Origin of the sequence: Rummeliibacillus sp. TYF005, from assembly GCF_003844195.1 — a bacterium.
GTDB lineage: Bacteria > Bacillota > Bacilli > Bacillales_A > Planococcaceae > Rummeliibacillus.
Genome location: NZ_ML122545.1, coordinates 87,486 through 107,079, shown reverse-complemented (window position 1 = coordinate 107,079; position 19,594 = coordinate 87,486). Strand labels below are relative to the sequence as shown.

Below are 19,594 nucleotides of genomic sequence, written 5' to 3'. Positions count from 1 at the left end.
TTGCGTGGATTAAACCCGGTTTTCCGTGGATTGAAGATGAAGGCTTGTTTCTGATTACCCAAGGGCATTTATCGCGGTTGGGGTGCTTGGTTGGGCATAATTTTTTTGTCGCGGACAATGGGGTATTTGGATAAAAAAATCCCTACCGTTTTGCCGGTAGGGCGTTAAACTGTTATTTTTTGAATACTTGATTTACTACACGTTCTGTGGCTTTGCCGTCTTCCCATACGCAGAATTTTTCGTTGAAGCGGTCGAATTGTTCTTGTGAGTAGTGGCCATCTTTTAGGGCACGCCCGATTTCTTCGAATAGGTCTGCTTCGTTTTGAACGATTTTGCCTGGTGCATCTGCTTCGATGTCGATGTAGAAACCGCGTAGTCGATCTCGGTAGTCTTCTAAATCGTACATGTAGAAGATGATTGGGCGATTTAGGATCGCATAGTCAAAGAATACGGATGAGTAATCCGTGATTAATAGGTCACTGATAAGATATAAGTCTGCGATATCATAGTAATTTGAAACATCTTTGATGAAATCACCGTATTGGGTGAAATCGAAGTTTTCGGATACTAGATAGTGCATGCGAGCTAGTAATACAAAATCGTCTCCATATTGTTCTTTCAATTTTTGAATATCAAATTGGAATTTAAATTTATATTTTCCTCGTTCAAAGAATTGGTCATCACGCCATGTTGGTGCGTAAAGAACAATTTTCTTGTTATCTGGAATGTTCAATGATTTGCGGATTTCCGCAATTTTTGCTGGATCTTCATTTTGTAGTGCATCGTTACGTGGGTAACCCGAATCGATCATTGGTCCATTGAAATGGAATGCACGAGCAAGAATTTCATGTGTATATGGGTTTGGTGCTACAAGATAGCTCCAGTTTTTAGATTCTGCTTTAATATTCTTGCGGTAATTTTTTGTTTTTGTACCAGGCATATGAACTTCTTCGATATCTGTACCTAGTTTTTTAAGTGGTGTACCATGCCAAGTTTGAACATATGTGGTGTCTTTTGGACGTGTCATCCATTTTGGGTAACGTACATTGTTGACCCAGTATTGGGCACGTGGAAAAGTGAATAACCATTTTAAAGTGAAGCGCTTCATATAAGGAACACCCATTTCTTCGAATAATGGGATGCTATTTTTGTCGACACTCCAGATTAGTTTGTATTCAGGATTATGTTCTTTCATATATTCGTAAATTGCTCTTGGGTTGTCACTATAGCGTTTACCGTGAAAGCTTTCGAAAATTACCAGATTTTTAATTCGTGGTGTTTTACATCCGATAAAACGAAATGCCTTAGCAAAGTACTTCTTAAATGTTTTGTTATTGAACATCATTTTATTCACTCTTTCATGTGGTATTAAAAAGGTTGTATTAGAACGGCACTAAATCTTATCTCTAAGGTTCGTCATAAGATCTCTATAAGCTCGATTTTTTCAAATATCCGTCGGAGAAAGTCCAACTCTCTCAGCAAATTCTAATCAAACTTTTATAAAATGTGAATTGAATATTAATTTTATGTAAAAATTTAGCCTGCCCATTATCATATCACAGATAGAAACGTCCATCAATAATCAGAAGAAGGTATAACAACTCTCTACCTGGCATTTTCATGTGAATTTTTGAGCTCGTTATTTTTCTTATAATAAGCAAAAAAATTTTTACGCAAAAAAATCATTCATTTTGTTTTTTCTCCGTCAAAAAAAATGATACGATACTAAGAGCTTAGTTTTAAAATTTAATGAGGTGACCTCTAGTGATTTTACAAGAACTTTCTGGGAATTTTAAAGAAGTTTTAGATGACCGTTCCCATAAAGAACAACATCGAAGAAATCAGTTATATGCAAAATATTATGATACATTACCTACCATCAATCACTCTATTTTATATGAAGCAAGAGAAGGACAAAGTATGACAGACTCTCCTTTGGCCATTTTTAAATATATCCTAGAACATGACACAGAAAAGACGTATCAGCATATATGGGCTATTCAGCCTTCTGAAGAATTAGAAAAGGCAATCGCCCCTTATCGTGAGAAATCCAACGTCACATTTGTGGATCGTACGAGCGATGACTATTTAAAATGGCTTGTACAAGCCCACTATTTGTTGAATAATTCTACATTTCAATCTTTTTTTGTGCCGCGTCCAGAACAAACCTATATTAATACATGGCATGGAACACCGTTAAAATATATGGGCTACGATATTCCAGGAAATCCATCTGGAAGTCAAAATGTTGTCCGTAACTTTTTAAGTGCAGATTATATTATCAGTCCGAATGCACATACGACAGATATTTTTTCTAATGCCTTCCGATTAGATGGAATCTACGAAGGGTCTATTTTAGAAATGGGCTATCCTCGTAATGATTTAACATTCCATTCAAAACGTGAAGATATTATTGAAAAATTACATCAACAAGGTCTTGCAGTTTCTTCTGATCAGAAGATTGTACTGTACTCTCCTACTTGGAAAGGAACAGATACAAATAATGCGAATGATCATATGAAGCAAATTATTAAAGAGATGGATGATTTAGCCCAACAAATAGGTCCTTCTTATCATGTGCTATTGAAGGTTCATCCATTCTTATATCATGTAGCAACAAATTATCCAGAAGCTAAAAGTCGACTCGTATCAGACCTAATGGATATGAATGAATTACTCAGTGTTGTGGATGTTTTAATCACCGATTATTCCAGTGTATTCTTTGACTATTTAGTTACAGACAAACCGATCTTGTTCTATTCTTGGGATAAAGATTTATATGCCCAAAATCGTGGCATGTATTTAGAGGAAAAAGAATTACCCGGTCCTATTTTGGAGCATATCGATGAAGTAGGAAATGCTATCCTCCATATTGAAGATGTGAAAAGCAAATATAAAGACGTTTATCAAGCTGCCAAAAAACGTTTTGTCCATTATGATGATGGCAAGGTTACAGAACGTTTGTATCACCTTGTTTTTTGCAAGGAAACATTGAATGATGTGAAAATTGTACGTTACGAAAATAAGAAGAAAAAGATTTTCATCTATCCTGGTGGTTTGATCAATAACGGGATTACCAATAGTTTTATCAACTTAACGAATAATATTGACTATGACAAATATGATGTCACTGCTTTTGTAGCTGCCTCAAGAAGAGAAGAAGTCCTTTATAACCAAAATCGTATTCATAAAAAAGTGCGCTTTCTTTTTAAGCCCGGCGTACCTGTCTATACGTTTAAAGAAGCCTTTCTTGACCGGTTAATACGTTCACATGGACTAACACCTAAGTTAAAGCCCCACTATCCAACAAAGGCTTATGAACGAGAAATACGTAGATTGACAGGTGGCGTACATTTTGACTATGCGATTGACTTTAGTGGCTATAGTTATTACTGGTCAAAACTGATATTGGCTGCAAATAGTACACGCAAGATTTGTTTCTTACACAGTGATATGCAAGCTGATCGTAATCGTAAAGTAAATGGTAAGAAACCTCACTATCAAAATTTACTCACCATGTTCTCGATCTATTATAAATTTGACAAGTTGCTGGCGGTATCAGAAGCGACAATGGAATTGAATCAGTCGAAGCTGACGAGATTTACAAATGATGAACAATTTGGATACTGTATCAATACAATTGACCCAGACCGCATTTTAAATCCACCTAAAACGGGCATGACACAAAACAAAGAAGAGACTCATATAACATTGATGGATGAAATCGATAAATGGCAAACTTCATCTGAAACGGTTTCAATTTACCGAACACTTGCTGAAATTAAGGAAGAGAGCCCTACTATGCAGCATAGTGTTCAAGCAGACGATGAAATTCATATTTTCGCTCAGTATCATTGGCAAGATGAAAATTATTGTAAAATCGCGATTAATGATATTTATGTTGGATGGTGTAAAGAATCCTTATTAGAAATAGAAATTGTGGATTCCTATGAAGATGAAACTATTCAGTATCAGGACTTGAAAATGTTTGGAAAGCTAACGAATGTTTCATCAAATTATTATGTATGGAATTTACCTTTTGGTGCACCAGGCGCTCACAAAAAATCAGACGTCACATCTTTCAAAGATTTGATGGTCTATATCTCTAAGGTGGTCAAAACACAACAAGACACTTATTATCTAATTTCTATCAATCGTCATGAACTGGGCTGGATTAATAGCAATTCCGTTACTTTAATCGATAAAATTGGATTTATTGAAAAGAGCAATCCTCTATTTCGTATAATTGCAAGTGCCTATTTGAAAATGCACTATTTCAATCATAAAGACATGATTGGTTATGTGAATCGTCTGGCAACTTTAGAGGAAAACGTAAAACAATATGGATATATTTTAGAAGATATTGATGGCTACAAACTATTCACAAAACCCCCAACAAATCCAGAAAGTGAAATCGTCAAACATAAAAAAGATTTACGTGGTAAGCTAATTTTTGTTCATAAAAAGCAAATAATTGAAGATCATGTCTACTACTATATTAAAAAAAATTCTTACATTGAAGGATGGATAGACAGTCGCTATATTCGATTGGTTCCACCTGACTACTCCGTTTTTATCGATGAAAAAGAGATTTCATATCCCGCCACTGTTGAAGGGGATTCAATTGAGGTATATAAAGAGCTTCCAACAACAGCGGAAGTTGCAGATTTTATATTACATGATGATCTCCACTTAAAACCTCTTCTTGTTAAAAAAGAAATGCGTACAGGACACGGCCGCTCTCTTTTACTATATGATGGAGACAAAAAAATTGGTTGGGTTGATAAAAAAGTTGTAACACCTTATAAATGTTGGAATGATATTCACAATAATGTCATTACGTTAGATGATGATTCCTTTAAATTTGTGACAATGGGGCGCTTATCCCCAGAAAAAGCCCAAGATAAGCTTATCAAAGCATTTGCACAAATCCATGAGGAATATCCAAATACAAAGCTGTATTTAGTGGGTGATGGGCAGCTAAGAAAATCACTGAATTCTTTAGTGAAAAAATTAAATTTAAAGGATTCTGTCTTCTTAACAGGTCAATTAGATAACCCCTTCTCCTTTATGAAGCAATGCGATGCATTCGTATTGTCTTCAATATATGAAGGACAGCCGATGGTACTTCTTGAAGCATTAACGTTGAAGATGAAAATCGTAGCAACAAATATTGTTGCAAATCGTGCCGCCTTAGCGAACGGCGACTATGGTTTACTAACAGAGGATACTTCTGTAGAAAGTATTTATGACGCTATGAAAAAAATCTATCTAGAGCCTGATTTAAGTTTCAAGGAATTCGATTATCTTTCATACAACCAACATGCAATTGAAAACTTCTATCGTGAAATTAATGACTAGTTGAAGAAGAAAGGGTTATTTTTATTCATTTGGCTATAGCTAGAAGAATGCCTGTCCGTGAAGTCGGCAAAAACCGATTTTACGAGCAGGCATTCTTATTTGTTCTTTTGCTGGTTTTATTGGATCTTTAGACGGTGATTCTGGGTGGTTTTCGTGGTTCTCTCTATTATTCAAACCCATTAGGATTATTCGATTGCCAACGCCATGCGTCTTCGCACATCTGCTCTATTCCATATTGTGCTTTCCAGTTTAGCTGTTGTTCGGCTTTTGTTGTGTCAGCATAGCAAACGGCACTATCTCCTGGACGACGATTTACGATTTGATAAGGGATTTTCTTACCTGATACTTTTTCAAATGCAGCGATTACTTCAAGAACACTATAGCCATTTCCTGTTCCCAAATTAAAAGTTTCTACGCCACTGTGATGTGATAAATACTCCAATGCTCTTACATGCCCTTTTGCTAAGTCAACTACATGAATATAATCTCGTACACCTGTACCATCCGGTGTATCATAATCATTGCCAAAGACAGAAAGCATCTCACGTTTTCCTACTGCAACCTGTGTAATATATGGCATTAAATTATTGGGAATGCCGGATGGATTTTCCCCAATACTTCCACTTTCATGGGCACCGATTGGATTAAAATATCGTAATAATGCGACACGTATTTCTGGATCAGTATGACCAACATCTTGTAACACTTGTTCTATCATCAACTTTGTTTGACCGTAAGGATTAATAGCACTCAATGGGAAGGTCTCTTTAATAGGAACCACTTTTGGAATGCCATAAACAGTAGCGGATGAACTGAACACTATTTTTTTCACGTGATGACGTTGCATAGCTGATAATAATTCAATAGACCCCTGTACATTATTTTGATAATACATTAATGGTTTTTCAACAGATTCTCCTACTGCCTTTAAGCCAGCAAAGTGGAGAACGCCATCAATTGAATAATCCATAAATAACTGATCTAATAAATTTCTATCTCGGATATCTCCTTTGACAAAAGGAAAATCTATTTTTGTAATCTCTTTTACTTTCTTAAGGGAAGCTTCACTGCTATTAGATAAATTATCAAGTGCAATAATGTTGTAGCCAGATTCTAATAACTCTATACATGTATGTGAGCCTATATAGCCAGCTGCTCCAGTTACTAAAATACTTTTATCATGCAAAGTAATCTTCCTCGTTTCTTTAATGAGCATTTAGCTTCAATTGAGCTATTTAATTTTTTATACACATGAACAATATACATTATATATGATTTCCGTACTCATTTGGTTATTTCTGAAATACTTCCTGCACGATTTTTTCTGTTGCGTGTCCCGTTTCCCAGCAACATATTTTTTCGTAGAATTCATCGTATTTTTCTTTGTAATCTTCTTCGATTTGGTCGATATGTTGAATGGCATTTATGATTTCGTCCGTTGTTTTTAATATAGGTCCAGGCATTTGGTTTTCATAATCTAGGTAGAAACCACGCAACTGATCTCGGTATTTTTCCAAATCATATGCGTAGTAAAGGATGGGTCTTCGTAAATTTGAATAGTCGAAGAATACAGATGAGTAATCGGTGATCAAAATATCTGAGATTAGATATAGGTCTGCGATATCATCGTGTTTTGACATATTATAGACGAATCCTTCATAGCCATCGATATTCAAATTATCAGCTATAAAATAATGCATACGTAAGATGATAATATAGTCGTCACCAAGCTTTTCACGTAGCTTCTGAAGATCGAATTTTAAGTCAAACTTGTATTTTCCAGCTTCGTAAAATTCATCATCTCGCCATGTTGGTGCATATAATACAACTTTCTTATCAAGTGGCATATTGAGTGATTTTTTTACTTTCGTAATATAGTCTTCATTGTTATTTTGATATAATGTATCATTTCTTGGATAGCCGTATTCAAGCATTTTCTTATCAAATTTAAAAGCAGATTTGAAAATTTCGGATGAATATGGGTTTGCTGCAATCAGATAATCCCATAGGCGCGATTGTTGGTAAAAATCCTTTTTGTATTTTGGGTTCGCTGAATAGACTTCATCCATATCAAAAACAAGTCGTTTTAATGGTGTTCCATGCCAGGTTTCTAGAAAGATGTTACCTTCTCGTTTTTTCAAATGGAGTGGTTGGCGCATATTGCTTACCCAATATTTTGCTGTTGCTAAGTGATAATAGTAGGCAAGACTCAGTCGTTTCACTTGTTTTGCTTCGCCTGGGAGCTTTCTGCCTGTTTCATTAAACACCCAAACAAATTTGTATTCTGGGTAGTGTTCGACCATATATTCATAAATGGCTTTTGGACTGTCTGCATACTGTTTTCCAAGGAAACTTCCAAAAACGATTTTCTTGTCGTCTAATGGCATTTTCATAAAGATGTCACGATAAATTTGACGATAGAACTTGTTAAGACTGGTCAAAGATTTCTTCGTATCTCTCACAAAATAATGGATACCTAGGATGCGTAAGTATTTCTTATATTGTACTTTTTGTAAAGCCCTAAGTTCCTCACGAATGACAACATTTTGTTTTTTTACTTGGTTTTCAGATACTAAATTCATGATTGTTGAAAGCGTGTCAAATGCAGGTTTCTTCTTGTCATCTTCTTTCATCAATAAGATGAACTTTGAACGATATAATCTGATTAATTGGATATCTAGATATTTGCTGACTTCTACGTTATTTTCATATTCCTTTTTTAGTCGACTGAAAATATCCGCAAAATCATGAAGTAATACATCGCGATCACGTTGGCCTAATGATGGATTGGTAATGGGGTCATTACGAAGTCGACGATAATAGTATGAATTCTTGCTCATTACGATTTTGTACTGCTTATAAATCGGCATTAAAAAAGATAATTCGGAATAGCTATCAACTTTTTCATCAAATTTTAAATGTAAGGACTTAATCACATGGAGTGGGAAAAGTACACTTGATACTGACATACGTTTATAAAATCTAAAATCCGGAAGAGGTTTTGTACTTAGAAATTCTTCTTCCTGCTCTTTTATCGAAGCTTCTATGCCTTCTTTTTTATCTATTTTCACAACATGACCTGTATAAATGGTATCAGGTTCATCCCCCTGTAAGAGGTATTCGATTGCTTTTTCGTGAAGCATATCATCGCTATCAACGAAGTATACATATTCTCCTGTTGCTTGTTGGATGGCTAGGTTGCGGCAGTAGCCAACGCCCATTCTTTTGCTGTTTGTCATACATTCAAATCGATGATCTTGAGTTACAAATTGGTCTATCAGTTTACCGGAATGGTCTGTTGATGCATCGTTAATAACAATAACTTGTAAATCTATATATGATTGAACTGCTATAGATTGCAAACATTCTTGTAAGAATTCTTCAGTGTTGTATACGGGTACTATTACACTTACTTTTTTGTTCATAAATATTGGATACCCCTCTTTACCTTGTTGTACTAATTTCATAAGATGTTTTATTATGAATCATCTTCACATTTTACATTCAAGTAAAATAACTGAAATCGAGAAGACTATTACTTTTAAAAGGTGTCGCATATTTTATTTCTGTACTTTTATCTGTCTTCACTTGCATTATACCATTCCAAAATTAAATTTTGCTGAGAAGACTTATTATATTTATAAAAATGTAGTATTCAAAAGGGATTGAATCATTTCCTTTAATTCCCTTTAATGTGGGATTCGACAAAATTCGACAATCGTTTTGTTTCTTTTTAGAAAATGAAATATGAACTATGATATAATTTGTACCTGTAGAAAAGAATTTCTAGATTGGGTGAATAAATGAGAAAAGAATGGTTGAAAACACTGTTTTTGTTTATAAATAGATGTATTTTCTTCATTTTTAATATGTTTCCATTGAAGAAGAAAATTGTTTTTCTATGTGATTTTGGTGATAATGCACGTTTTGTTGTTGATGAACTTGTGAAGCGAAATTTTAAAAATATTGTGGTTTTACGTACTAGTAAATGTAAAGAAAGTTTCATAAGATCGGATGTAGAATCTGTTTTATCCTTTAGGATATCTAGTGTACTTGACTATTTGCGTGGTCTTTATCATTTGGCAACTGCTAAGACTATTTTAATCGATAACTATTTTGCCCTACTAAGTGCCATGAGCTTTCGTCCGGATGTTGAATGTATTCAATTATGGCATGCTGCAGGTGCGGTGAAGAAATTTGGTATGCAAGATCCTAGTGTTTTATTTCGTTCACCTAGGGCTATTAAACGTTTCAAACGAGTTTACAGTCAGATGAATAAAGTGGTCGTCGGTTCTGATGAGATGGTTCCTATTTTCAAGGCTGCTTTTGACATGCAGGATCAGCAAATATTGCGAACAGGGATTCCACGTACAGATTTCTTTTATGATGAAGATGCGGTAGAAGCTGCAAGACGAGAGATGCTTACAAAATATCCGATGCTTAATGGCAAAAAGGTTATTTTATATGCGCCTACTTTCCGAGATCAACAACTCGATGCGCAAAGTATCCCTCTAAATTTTGAGGATATTATAGAGCAACTTGGTGAAAACTACATTATGATGATTAAATTACATCCAGCGGTGGCACACAATTTAGGGAACTTTAGCCATCCGTTAATCGTCTCAGTAGAGAATGATGTACCTATCAATAAACTTTTATGTGTAACGGATTATGTTATTAGTGACTATTCTTCTATACCATTTGAGTTTTCTTTGTTGGGCAAGCCACAAATTTTCTATCCTTATGATATTGAAAAATATGAAATGGAACGTGGCTTTTGGACAGATTACAGTAAATTAGTCCCCGGACCAGTAGTATCAACAGATGATGAACTTGTATTCGTGTTGAAAAAAGATGAGTTTGATATGGAGCAAGTTAAGACATTTTCTGATACATGGAATATGTTCTCGGATGGCCATGCAAGTAGTAAATTAGTGGATTATTTGTTGAAAAATTTAAGATAAGAGCGAGTCTCAAGAGTTCTTTCATTTTTAAATAAATTGTAATATAATACGCAATAGTATATCTATGGAGGCACATTATGAAAAGAGTAATTACGTATGGTACGTTCGATTTGTTACATGTTGGACATGTAAATATTTTACGACGTGCCAAAGCACTTGGCGACTACCTAGTTGTGGCAATTTCGACTGATGAATTCAATGCATTAAAAGGCAAAAAAGCATATTACAGCTATGAAGATCGCAAAACTATTTTAGAAGCCATCAAATATGTAGATGAAGTTATTCCAGAAAATACTTGGGAACAAAAAATCCAAGATGTGAAGGATCATAACATCGATACTTTCGTAATGGGACATGATTGGGAAGGAAAATTCGATTTCCTAAAAGACTATTGTGAAGTCATTTATCTTCCACGTACAGAAGGTATTTCAACTACAAAAATAAAAAAAGATTTAATGAAAAAATAAATTCTTTGAATAACAGTGAAGCTAATTGTGATGGGATGCAAAATTTTACTTCCCACCAATTAATGATAAAAGGGCTAACGGAAATTTCCGTTAGCCCTTTTTAATTATTTTTTTGATGCAAACATATTAGCAACTTTCAGCGCTGTACGAACTGATTTGCGGTTTAAAGTACCTTGTAAATACTTTATTTGCTTATCTTTTTCAGCTAATATGTTGTGGTATTGTTCTTTATCTTTACTATTCCCTTTTTTAGCTTTTGCTTGCTGCTCAAGGGTTGTAAGCGTTTCAAAACGTTTAATAGCTTCTTGGACATCGCAACTTGCAATTGATTGGATAGGTGGCTGTAAATTTACTTTGGCTATAGCATCGTCTAATGGGACACGAGCTGGATCATTGCCATTCTTATAAATATGATCAATCTTATTTGTATTTAGGAAATCTATATAGCGATCAAAATTAGCACCTTGGTATTTTGATACTTCATGGAAATCTAACTTTTCAATAACATCCCATATATTCGTATTGTCATCAATGTCTTTCGCCCATATATGTGTTAAGTGATGGTATTCTGTTAGTTCTCGCATACGACCATCTTTAGGTATTAGAAGACTTGGTGTTCCTGCAATAGTCGCTGCAATATTCCCATGTAATCGAGCTCCAAATGAAAAGTCCGCTTGTTTTAAGAAATCTAACCATGTTGGAACATTTAAGAAATAGCGAACACGATTATTGACATATACATCATCGGTAATTTTCCCTGGATAGTTGTTATGTTCGATTTTTGGAATGTTAGGGAACCCAATGTATGTCAATCTCATTTCCTTTAACCATTGTGGTATGAAGTAATGATCAGGAAATTCATCCATACTTCTCGTTATAAAATCTAGTACGTTTTTAGGTGATAGACGTGATGAATTGACAGTTACCATAGATTCTGGTGTGATCGTTGTATCTCGGATTGTTAGTTCCCGTCCAAATGAATACATAGATGGGCAACCAATAGCCATATGATCTTTACCTTCACGGAATCCTAATCTTGAAAGGTAATCTGCAGTTATCTGTCCACGTACACCAACCATTGTAGATTTCTCTAATACTGCTTTGATAAAATCACGAACAACATCGTCAAATTCAAATTTATCATCTGGTTTTGGTTCGAATGTTGTACGTAATCCAACCCCAATAATATATACAGGGATTTTCAGTTTTTTTATCAGCTTGGTGTATTTTTTCATTGAAGATATAAAGTCACTTCGAAAAGCGTCCGCTAATGGGATAATATATGCATCATAGTTTTCGTTGATATAATCAGCTCTATCAGGATTGATATGATAATTGTCTGCATCAAATGTAACATCATCATCAGTCATCAATGTTCTATATACACTATAAGCATAAACTAGGTTTCCTACGTTTCCGCCGATTGAGTTTCTTACAATCATTTCTGCAGGAGTAAATGTTTGTAACGGGGTAATTCCCGATCGTATTAAATACTTTTTCATTTTATGTAACACTCCTTATTGTCTCGTGCTAGATTTAGATGCCATACAAGAATCGATTAAGTCAGCAACACGCTCAGTAGATTTGCCATCTAAGTTTTCAAAGAATTTATCTGTAAATTTCTTATAATCCACTTGTTCAATATCTTTTAGTTCTATTACTTTATCAATCATATCATCACATGTACGGACAATTGGACCTGGTGTGAAATCTTGATATGGAATATAGAAATCCCGTGTTTCAATATATTCTTCCAAATCGAAGCAATAGAAAATCATTGGTTTGTTCAATAACGCATATTCAAAACATACAGACGAATAGTCAGTGATTAAGACATCTGTAATAAACAGTAGGTCATTGACGCTTGGATATTTTGTAAAGTCTTTAATCTTGTCTTGGTATTCGGCTGGTATATGCATTCTTTTCTTAACAAATGGATGGAGTTTAATCAGTAAGATGCTGTCATCATCTAATTTTTCATATACTCGATCTAAATTGAGCATCTCCATCGGAAAATGAGCACTTGATTGGCCGTTACCACGGAAAGTCGGTGCATATAAGAAAATTTTCTTCCCTTCGAACTCTGGGTGTTTAGCATATAATTGTTGTCTTTTTTCTTTTTTATAATTGTCGTCAAAGAAAATATCTGTACGTGGAACCCCAGTAGGAATAACCTTATCTTCGGAAACACCAAAACCTTCTGCATAAAAAGGCACTACTTTCGATGAACTTACAATAACCTTTGTATAGTTTTTATGGTTTTTAGAATTAGGATTTGGACCGCCAACCTTTCCTACACGACTATAACCGAAAGTTTTAAAAGCACCTACTGCATGCCAAATTTGTACTAAATCAGCATTTTTGCGGATTTTCAGAGGATAAACCATCGGATAGAAGTCATCTAACATAATAACTTTTGAAGTAGCCATATTGTAAGCCAATTTTATAATTTCTAAATATCTTTTACGTGTTTTTACACTTTCTTTTAATAGAAAATAATATTCGTAATTATGTCTTTTTTCTAACTCATTATAGACGAATCTAAAATTATCACTTAATGTTTTTCGACTATCTGATAGAATGGAAATTTTGTTGTGATTAATGGGTAGTATGCAAAAGCACTTGTATAGCATTTGGAAAATTTCTTTTTTAAATTTACGATCTAGTTTTTTTCGCAATTTCTTTTTCATTTTGACTAACTTTTTCAATGTTGTACCTCTTTTACCATGTATTATTATAAGTAAGCGACCTTGTGGATTCAAAAAGTCAACGTTATCTTCTAACACCAAGTTCAAATCCTGATCCTAATGCACATTGAACTCTTGTAAACTACTGATAGGTTTACTATTATGGGTCCGTATCCTCATATTGCAATGCGTATGCCTTTACATTATAAATTCTTTTTAGCTTTCCTTCCAGGAAATCCTCTCGAAATACCGACAAAATACTTGTTCTTTTCACAAAATATGTGAAATTCATAGTTTTTCATTGTCTTTCAAATTACTTTTTTGTTTCCTTTTTAACTTTTTAATCTCCTTTTTTAATAGGTGATTTTCCTTTTTCAGCTTTGTCATATCATTAGTCAACTCTCTTAGTTTTTCAGCAATTGATAATTTATACAAATCATTTTCTCGAATATACTTTACTCTTCCGCTAAATATATCTGTTACATATTGGTCGGCCTGTATAGGAACATGCTTATTTAAAAATGCTGCATACAAAGACAACAAGTGCTCTTTTTTATCTTCTGTTATTTTTTTATCTTTATAAAAGGAGCGAAATTGGCCGTGTCTGAACATTCTCGTTACAAATTTCCCTGTTAATCGATGTTTGTACTCTAAATCTCCAATGGAACCTTGGTAAATACTCTCAATTATTTTAGTCATTATCTCAAAATATAATGACCCATTTAGTTGAACATCCGATAAATGTCCATGATCATGTTTTGTGATGAAATAACAGTCATAGTCTGCTAATACTGAAATGTGATTTGTATTACATAACATTGTTACAGAAAAAGCTTGATCTTCGGCAACTATAGCATCTTTTAAAAAGGTCAAATCTAGTTGCTTGATTTTTTCGAGCTTGTACATTTTAAGAACAGATAGAGCGTAGAAAAGGCTATTTTCAATAATTTCAGCTTTAGGTATATTTCCGTTTTCAAAAACAGCTTTCGGTACCTTTCTGCCATTCATCCCGACATACTTTCCAATGATAATATCTGCATTGTTATGTTTACCGTATTCATACATTCTCTCTAAGGTTTCTTCAGCCAAGTAATCATCCGCATCGACAAAAAATATATATTCGCCTTTTGCTAAAGCTAAAGCGTCATTTCGTGGCATACTTGCTCCCCCAGAATTTTCAGTTCGACTGACGATTTGTATGAATTCTGGATATTGCAATTGATAAGATGTAAGGATTGTTTTTGTATTATCTGTAGAACAATCATCCACTACGATAATTTCATAATCGGCATGGCAAAGCGATTGATGTACGACAGAATCTAAACACCGTTTTATATAATCTTCTGCATTATATGCTGGGATTGCTACAGTAACTTTCAAATTTTCATTCTCTCCTCTTTAAATTGCCTAATTATAATCTAGGACATTTTTAACACTTCTCCACTTAAGTTGCAAGAACATTAAAAAATACATACTAAAAGCTCCGATTCAACTTGGTAACTTAAATCGGAGCTTTTAGAGAATGTACTAAGCATAGTTTTTTATAGCGAATGAACGAATGCTTCTAGGCGGTCCATACCTTCTTTAAGTTCTTCGTCAGAGTATGCGTAGGTGATACGTAGGTAGCCTTCTCCGTATGGAGTAAAAACTGATCCTGGGATAACACCGACACCGCCTTCTTTTCGTTGCATGAGGCGAATCGCGAATTGTTCAGATGTTAGTCCGAATTTCTTGATAGATGGGAAGATGTAGAATGCACCGTTTGGTTTATTTACTTCAATGCCCATTTTAACAAGGCGATCATAGACATAATCGCGTCGTTTAATATAGCTTATGTTCATCTCTTGCGGCGTATCTTTGCAATTGGTTAGTGCTTCGATTGCTGCATATTGGCTTGGCAGCGCTGCGCAGATTGCATTGAATGAATGAATTTTCGCTACTTCAGCAATTAATCGAGCATCTGCCATTAAAAAGCCTATGCGCCATCCTGTCATGGAGTGAGATTTAGATAGACCATGGATAAGGAATAGGCGATCTTTTAGCTCGGCATAGGAACCGAATGAGCGATGTTCTCCAACAAATGTGTTTTCGCTATAGATTTCATCTGAAATAATGTAAAGATCTTCATCCTTCAATACATTTGCAAGTGCATCCATTTGTTCATGGGAAATTGTTGCACCTGTTGGGTTAGATGGGAAGTTAAATAAAACGGCTTTTGTTTTTGGTGTGATTAGTTTTGCTAGGCGTTCGGCAGATGGTTGGAAGTCTGTATCTGTTGTGTCTAGGTAAACTACTTTTGCACCGCAATACGTAATGACTGGTTCATATCCAGAATATATTGGTGCTGGTAAAATGATTTCGTCCCCAGGTGCTAAGATTGTACGGAAAACAGAGTCAATAGCTTGTGTTGCACCGTTTGTAACAAGGATTTCATCTTCCGGTTTGTAGTGACAATTATATTTTTCGGCGAAGAAGGCGGCCACTGCTTTACGTAATTCGATTAATCCTGGATTTGCGGAGTAAGTTGTTAAGTTATTTTCAATCGCTCGTATTCCGGCTTGTTTTACTGATGCTGGTGTTGGGAAGTCGGGTTGGCCAATTGTTAAATTAATCGCATCTGGATAGTTAACTAATTGATTTGAAAATTTACGAATTCCAGGTAAACCTAGTTGATCCATTTTTGGATTCATTGATAAAGACATGTGAAAATCCTTCTTTCGTTATGTTTAAATTTAGTTATTGTATTTATTATACTCATAAATCTGAAAAATGAAATATTTTATTGCTTATTTTAGAAATAGATGCTATAAAACATAAGTTTAAAATAAAAAGACAGAAAATTCAAAGAAATTTCATGTGCTCTTTGATTTTTCTGTCTATTAAACGATCATATTGACCTTATTCACATTTTAATAACTGCTCCACAATCTCTTTTGCAATTCCTTTTGTTTTAGAAAAGTTATAGCGTACCATTCTGCTCGTATCAAAATGTTCGCTAGCTTTTCTCTCATTAATCCATTCAATAAGTTGAGTTCTTTTTTGTAAAACGGGACCGTCTGATATAGTCTCTATTTCGTTGTAAAGGCCTCGACTTTTTTTGTATTCCTCTAAATCCGGAACATAATGTGCTAGTGGTTTTTGAAGAAGCCCAAATTCAAATATTGCAGAAGAATAATCTGTTATAAAAGCATCCGCTAATGGCATCCAATCATTTGCAGAGAATTGACTATTCATAATAATATTGCTTTGTTTTTGCAACCTTTCAAATTTGCTCTCCTCCATATATGGATGTCCTGCAAATATAATAAGTTTATCCTTTTCGATTTGTTTTGAAATAGCTAGTATTTCTTCGACCATATCCAAACCAGATTCTCTATAATTGTTTGCTGCGCGGTATGTAGGAGCAACCAGAATCTTCACCATTTGCTGCTGTTCTTTAGTCAATGACTTTAAAACTTTTTTATTTGTTTCTTTTACATATTTTTCATCTGCAAAAAAATCAATACGTGGAACGCCTATTGGATAAATACGTTCTTCTGACATGTGAAAAGCTTCTGCATAATAGGGAATCATGTTCTTAGAAGATACGAAAACATGCGTATAATGAGAATGAATCGGTATGATTTTCAAATAACTACTACTAGGTCCAAATTTGGTATCTACCGTACTATAGCCAAATTTTTTAAAAGCGCCTGCAGCATGCCATAATTGTACGATACTCGTACCTTTTCTCGGCTTTATTAAATATACAGGTAAATAATAATCATCTAGCAATATGTACTTTGCATTACTAATATACGCAATTTCTTTAAACTGTCTAAGATTCATCTTATTATTTGGTATGATGAATTGGAACTCTAATTGTGGCTGAGTTTTTTTTAACTCTTCATATACAGCCTTTATATTACCTTCAAGTTTTTTGTGACGATATAAAGGAATAACTACCTTGTTTTGTTGAATCGGACGGAATATGGTCGTAGCTTTATAACAACATTGAAAGATTACTTTATAAAACCATTGAATTTTATATTGTATCTTTTTAAGGATACTCATAACTAAATTCTCCAATTCATAACAGTTTTTCCCCATGAACTGGACAAATCAGATTCAAAAGCTTTTAGAGCGTCTTGAACAGAAGTGACATCTACTACTTGTCCAATTAATGTTGATAAGGAATCAACAATCTCTGGATGTTCTTTATATATACTCACTGTTCTTTGGAAATCAGCTAAACCACTACGACTACTTCCTATCAATGTAAGACCTTTTTCAAGAACCATACGCGTATTGATTTCTACTGGATATTCACTAACACCTAGTAAGGCAATAGATCCTTCCGGTTTAATCACATCTATAATTTGGTCAATAGCATATTGACTGCCTTTTCCACCCGCACATTCAAAAGCATGGTCAATTTCATATCCTTCTGGAATATCGTTGATAAATATAGCTTCATCGCAGAATGAGAAATGATTTAACTTATAATCTGTTTTACCGAAAATTGTTACTTTGCAATCAGGATACAATGTTTTTAAGAACAGGCTAGTTATAAATCCTAGATTTCCGTCTCCCCAAACACCAAACGAACCTCTACGTTTAATGGCTTTTTGTTCAAATCGGCTAATGGCATGTACTGCTACTGAAACAAGCTCTGTATAAGCAGCTACATGCATATCGATTTCTTCTGGTAGAATAACAAGACGATCTCTTCGGATAAAAATATAGTCTTGCATAAAGCCATCATAGCCACTTGATCTAAAATGACTCGTTCTTAAATAATTTTCAGCAATATATGGATCATCTTCAACTGGTTTGTTTGGTACCATCACTACTTTTGTACCGACAGGGATTTCATTTTGCGGATCATAAGCTACCTCTCCCACACCTTCGTGAATAAGAGCCATTGGTAGTTTTTTCTTCATCGCTTCTTCGCCACGAGTACCTGTATAATAACGCTGATCAGCAGCGCAAATTGATAGGTTTGTTGGACGGATAACGACTTTATCGGCTGATATAGAACTGTCCTTGTATGTGACTTCAATTTGTCTTGGTGATACTAGTCGATAAACTTGGTTAATCACTTATCCATACTTCCTTTCAAAATGGCATTTGAAACACTCAAATCATAAGGGGTTGTTACTTTAATGTTAAATGTTTCCCCACGAACTAATTTAACTTGATGCCCTTTTATCGCAAAAATTTTACAAGCATCTGTTAAAATTTCTTTTTCTTCATCAGTTAACGTATTGTAAAGTTCTTTTAACTTTGTAATTTTAAATGTTTGTGGTGTTTGCCCTTGATACATATGGCTTCTCACAGGAATAGATGAAATCATTTCACCATCTGTCGATTCAACGATTGTATCAATTGCACTAATAACTGTATCAACAGCATCGTGCAACAACCCTTCTTCAATATTTTGCTCAATGATTCGATGTGTTAAGAAAGGTCGAACAGCATCATGTGTAATAATAATGTCATTATCGTCAACTGGAGCAAAACTTTCTATATAGTGGATGATATTCATAATTGTCCCATTACGATCAGCTCCACCTTCAATAACCTTTACGGTAGGGATATTTACTCCGTATTTTTCGAGAATATCATTTGTATGTCTGATCCATTCTTTTGGTGTTGCAACGATGATCAAATCAATTCTCTTGTTCAATATAAATTTTTCAATAGTATGTACAATAATTGGTTTGTCGTTCAAATGTAAAAATTGTTTAGGCATTGGGACATTTCCCATACGCGTGCCCTTTCCTCCTGCTAATATACCAGCATAAATCATGTATCAGCACCCCTTATAAGTTAAATATCTATTAATTTATTATTTCAATTTTTAAAATTCGAATTTGGACTTTTCTTCATTCTATAGTATTAATATCCTTTCGCCACATCGGGAATATTGTAGCACATTTCTACAGTATGTTCTACTTACATCGCCCTTTCAACAACGTTCAACGTATTGCTTATAACTTCATATCTACTACTCTCATTTTCCATTTTTATATAAGAATGAAGTATGAAGTTCAATCATGTTCAACTTTTAAAGTGTGGAATTTTATCGAAATAACCAATGTAAGCAAAAATCCCTTAAAAACTTTTCGACAAA

General features: G+C 34.3%; 13 protein-coding genes. 3 read left to right on the top strand and 10 right to left on the bottom strand.

Annotated features, from left to right (window positions below):
• Nucleotides 1-172 precede the first annotated feature (172 nt).
• Nucleotides 173-1,342 (bottom strand): CDP-glycerol glycerophosphotransferase family protein, encoded by a 1,170-nt coding sequence (locus tag CW357_RS05240; protein WP_119414146.1) that lies wholly within the window; start codon nt 1,340-1,342, stop codon nt 173-175.
• Nucleotides 1,343-1,764: 422 nt separating this feature from the next.
• On the opposite strand from CW357_RS05240, the gene CW357_RS05235 reads away from it, so the two are divergent.
• Entirely contained in the window at nt 1,765-5,361 is a 3,597-nt protein-coding gene (locus tag CW357_RS05235) for a CDP-glycerol glycerophosphotransferase family protein (protein ID WP_119414139.1), read from the top strand.
• A 166-nt stretch (nt 5,362-5,527) separates the two neighbouring features.
• On the opposite strand, the gene galE is transcribed toward CW357_RS05235, so the two are convergent.
• Together galE and CW357_RS05225 are read right to left on the bottom strand one after the other, a co-directional pair.
• A complete protein-coding gene (gene galE / locus CW357_RS05230; RefSeq protein ID WP_233547993.1) occupies nt 5,528-6,547 on the bottom strand; it encodes a UDP-glucose 4-epimerase GalE in 1,020 nt (339 codons plus the stop codon).
• A gap of 106 nt (nt 6,548-6,653) precedes the next feature.
• Nucleotides 6,654-8,786 (bottom strand): bifunctional glycosyltransferase/CDP-glycerol:glycerophosphate glycerophosphotransferase, encoded by a 2,133-nt coding sequence (locus CW357_RS05225; RefSeq protein ID WP_158582298.1) that lies wholly within the window; start codon nt 8,784-8,786, stop codon nt 6,654-6,656.
• Nucleotides 8,787-9,164: 378 nt separating this feature from the next.
• On the opposite strand from CW357_RS05225, the gene CW357_RS05220 reads away from it, so the two are divergent.
• Together CW357_RS05220 and tagD are read left to right on the top strand one after the other, a co-directional pair.
• A complete protein-coding gene (locus tag CW357_RS05220) occupies nt 9,165-10,325 on the top strand; it encodes a CDP-glycerol glycerophosphotransferase family protein (RefSeq protein WP_124217496.1) in 1,161 nt (386 codons plus the stop codon).
• A gap of 77 nt (nt 10,326-10,402) precedes the next feature.
• Nucleotides 10,403-10,792 carry a glycerol-3-phosphate cytidylyltransferase gene (gene tagD / locus CW357_RS05215; RefSeq protein ID WP_119414135.1) on the top strand — a complete coding sequence of 130 codons (390 nt, stop codon included), beginning with the start codon at nt 10,403-10,405 and terminating at the stop codon, nt 10,790-10,792.
• A 104-nt stretch (nt 10,793-10,896) separates the two neighbouring features.
• Here the strand turns inward: tagD and CW357_RS05210 are convergent, their stop codons facing one another.
• The 7 genes from CW357_RS05210 to CW357_RS05180 form a co-directional block, all read right to left on the bottom strand.
• Entirely contained in the window at nt 10,897-12,294 is a 1,398-nt protein-coding gene (locus tag CW357_RS05210) for a polysaccharide pyruvyl transferase family protein (RefSeq protein ID WP_124217495.1), read from the bottom strand.
• A gap of 15 nt (nt 12,295-12,309) precedes the next feature.
• Nucleotides 12,310-13,578, bottom strand: a complete 1,269-nt coding sequence (locus CW357_RS05205; RefSeq protein WP_233547992.1) for a CDP-glycerol glycerophosphotransferase family protein — start codon at nt 13,576-13,578, stop codon at nt 12,310-12,312.
• A 189-nt stretch (nt 13,579-13,767) separates the two neighbouring features.
• A complete protein-coding gene (locus CW357_RS05200; protein ID WP_119414133.1) occupies nt 13,768-14,859 on the bottom strand; it encodes a glycosyltransferase family 2 protein in 1,092 nt (363 codons plus the stop codon).
• Between the two features lie 161 nt (nt 14,860-15,020).
• A complete protein-coding gene (locus CW357_RS05195) occupies nt 15,021-16,181 on the bottom strand; it encodes an aminotransferase class I/II-fold pyridoxal phosphate-dependent enzyme (protein WP_124217494.1) in 1,161 nt (386 codons plus the stop codon).
• A 196-nt stretch (nt 16,182-16,377) separates the two neighbouring features.
• Nucleotides 16,378-17,532, bottom strand: a complete 1,155-nt coding sequence (locus tag CW357_RS05190; protein WP_124217493.1) for a CDP-glycerol glycerophosphotransferase family protein — start codon at nt 17,530-17,532, stop codon at nt 16,378-16,380.
• 2 nt (nt 17,533-17,534) lie between these two features.
• Nucleotides 17,535-18,560 carry a ribitol-5-phosphate dehydrogenase gene (locus CW357_RS05185; protein WP_119414130.1) on the bottom strand — a complete coding sequence of 342 codons (1,026 nt, stop codon included), beginning with the start codon at nt 18,558-18,560 and terminating at the stop codon, nt 17,535-17,537.
• A complete protein-coding gene (locus CW357_RS05180; RefSeq protein ID WP_119414129.1) occupies nt 18,557-19,270 on the bottom strand; it encodes an IspD/TarI family cytidylyltransferase in 714 nt (237 codons plus the stop codon). The genes CW357_RS05185 and CW357_RS05180 overlap by 4 nt, the downstream gene beginning before the upstream one ends.
• Between the last annotated feature and the right edge of the window lie 324 nt (nt 19,271-19,594).

Coding starts and splice junctions, on each gene's coding strand:
- CW357_RS05240 (WP_119414146.1), bottom strand. CDS start 1,342: ATGTTCAATAACAAAACATTTAAGAAGTACTTTGCTAAGGCATTTCGT.
- CW357_RS05225 (WP_158582298.1), bottom strand. CDS start 8,786: ATGAACAAAAAAGTAAGTGTAATAGTACCCGTATACAACACTGAAGAA.
- CW357_RS05220 (WP_124217496.1), top strand. CDS start 9,165: ATGAGAAAAGAATGGTTGAAAACACTGTTTTTGTTTATAAATAGATGT.
- tagD (WP_119414135.1), top strand. CDS start 10,403: ATGAAAAGAGTAATTACGTATGGTACGTTCGATTTGTTACATGTTGGA.
- CW357_RS05210 (WP_124217495.1), bottom strand. CDS start 12,294: ATGAAAAAGTATTTAATACGATCGGGAATTACCCCGTTACAAACATTT.
- CW357_RS05195 (WP_124217494.1), bottom strand. CDS start 16,181: ATGTCTTTATCAATGAATCCAAAAATGGATCAACTAGGTTTACCTGGA.
- CW357_RS05190 (WP_124217493.1), bottom strand. CDS start 17,532: ATGAGTATCCTTAAAAAGATACAATATAAAATTCAATGGTTTTATAAA.
- CW357_RS05180 (WP_119414129.1), bottom strand. CDS start 19,270: ATGATTTATGCTGGTATATTAGCAGGAGGAAAGGGCACGCGTATGGGA.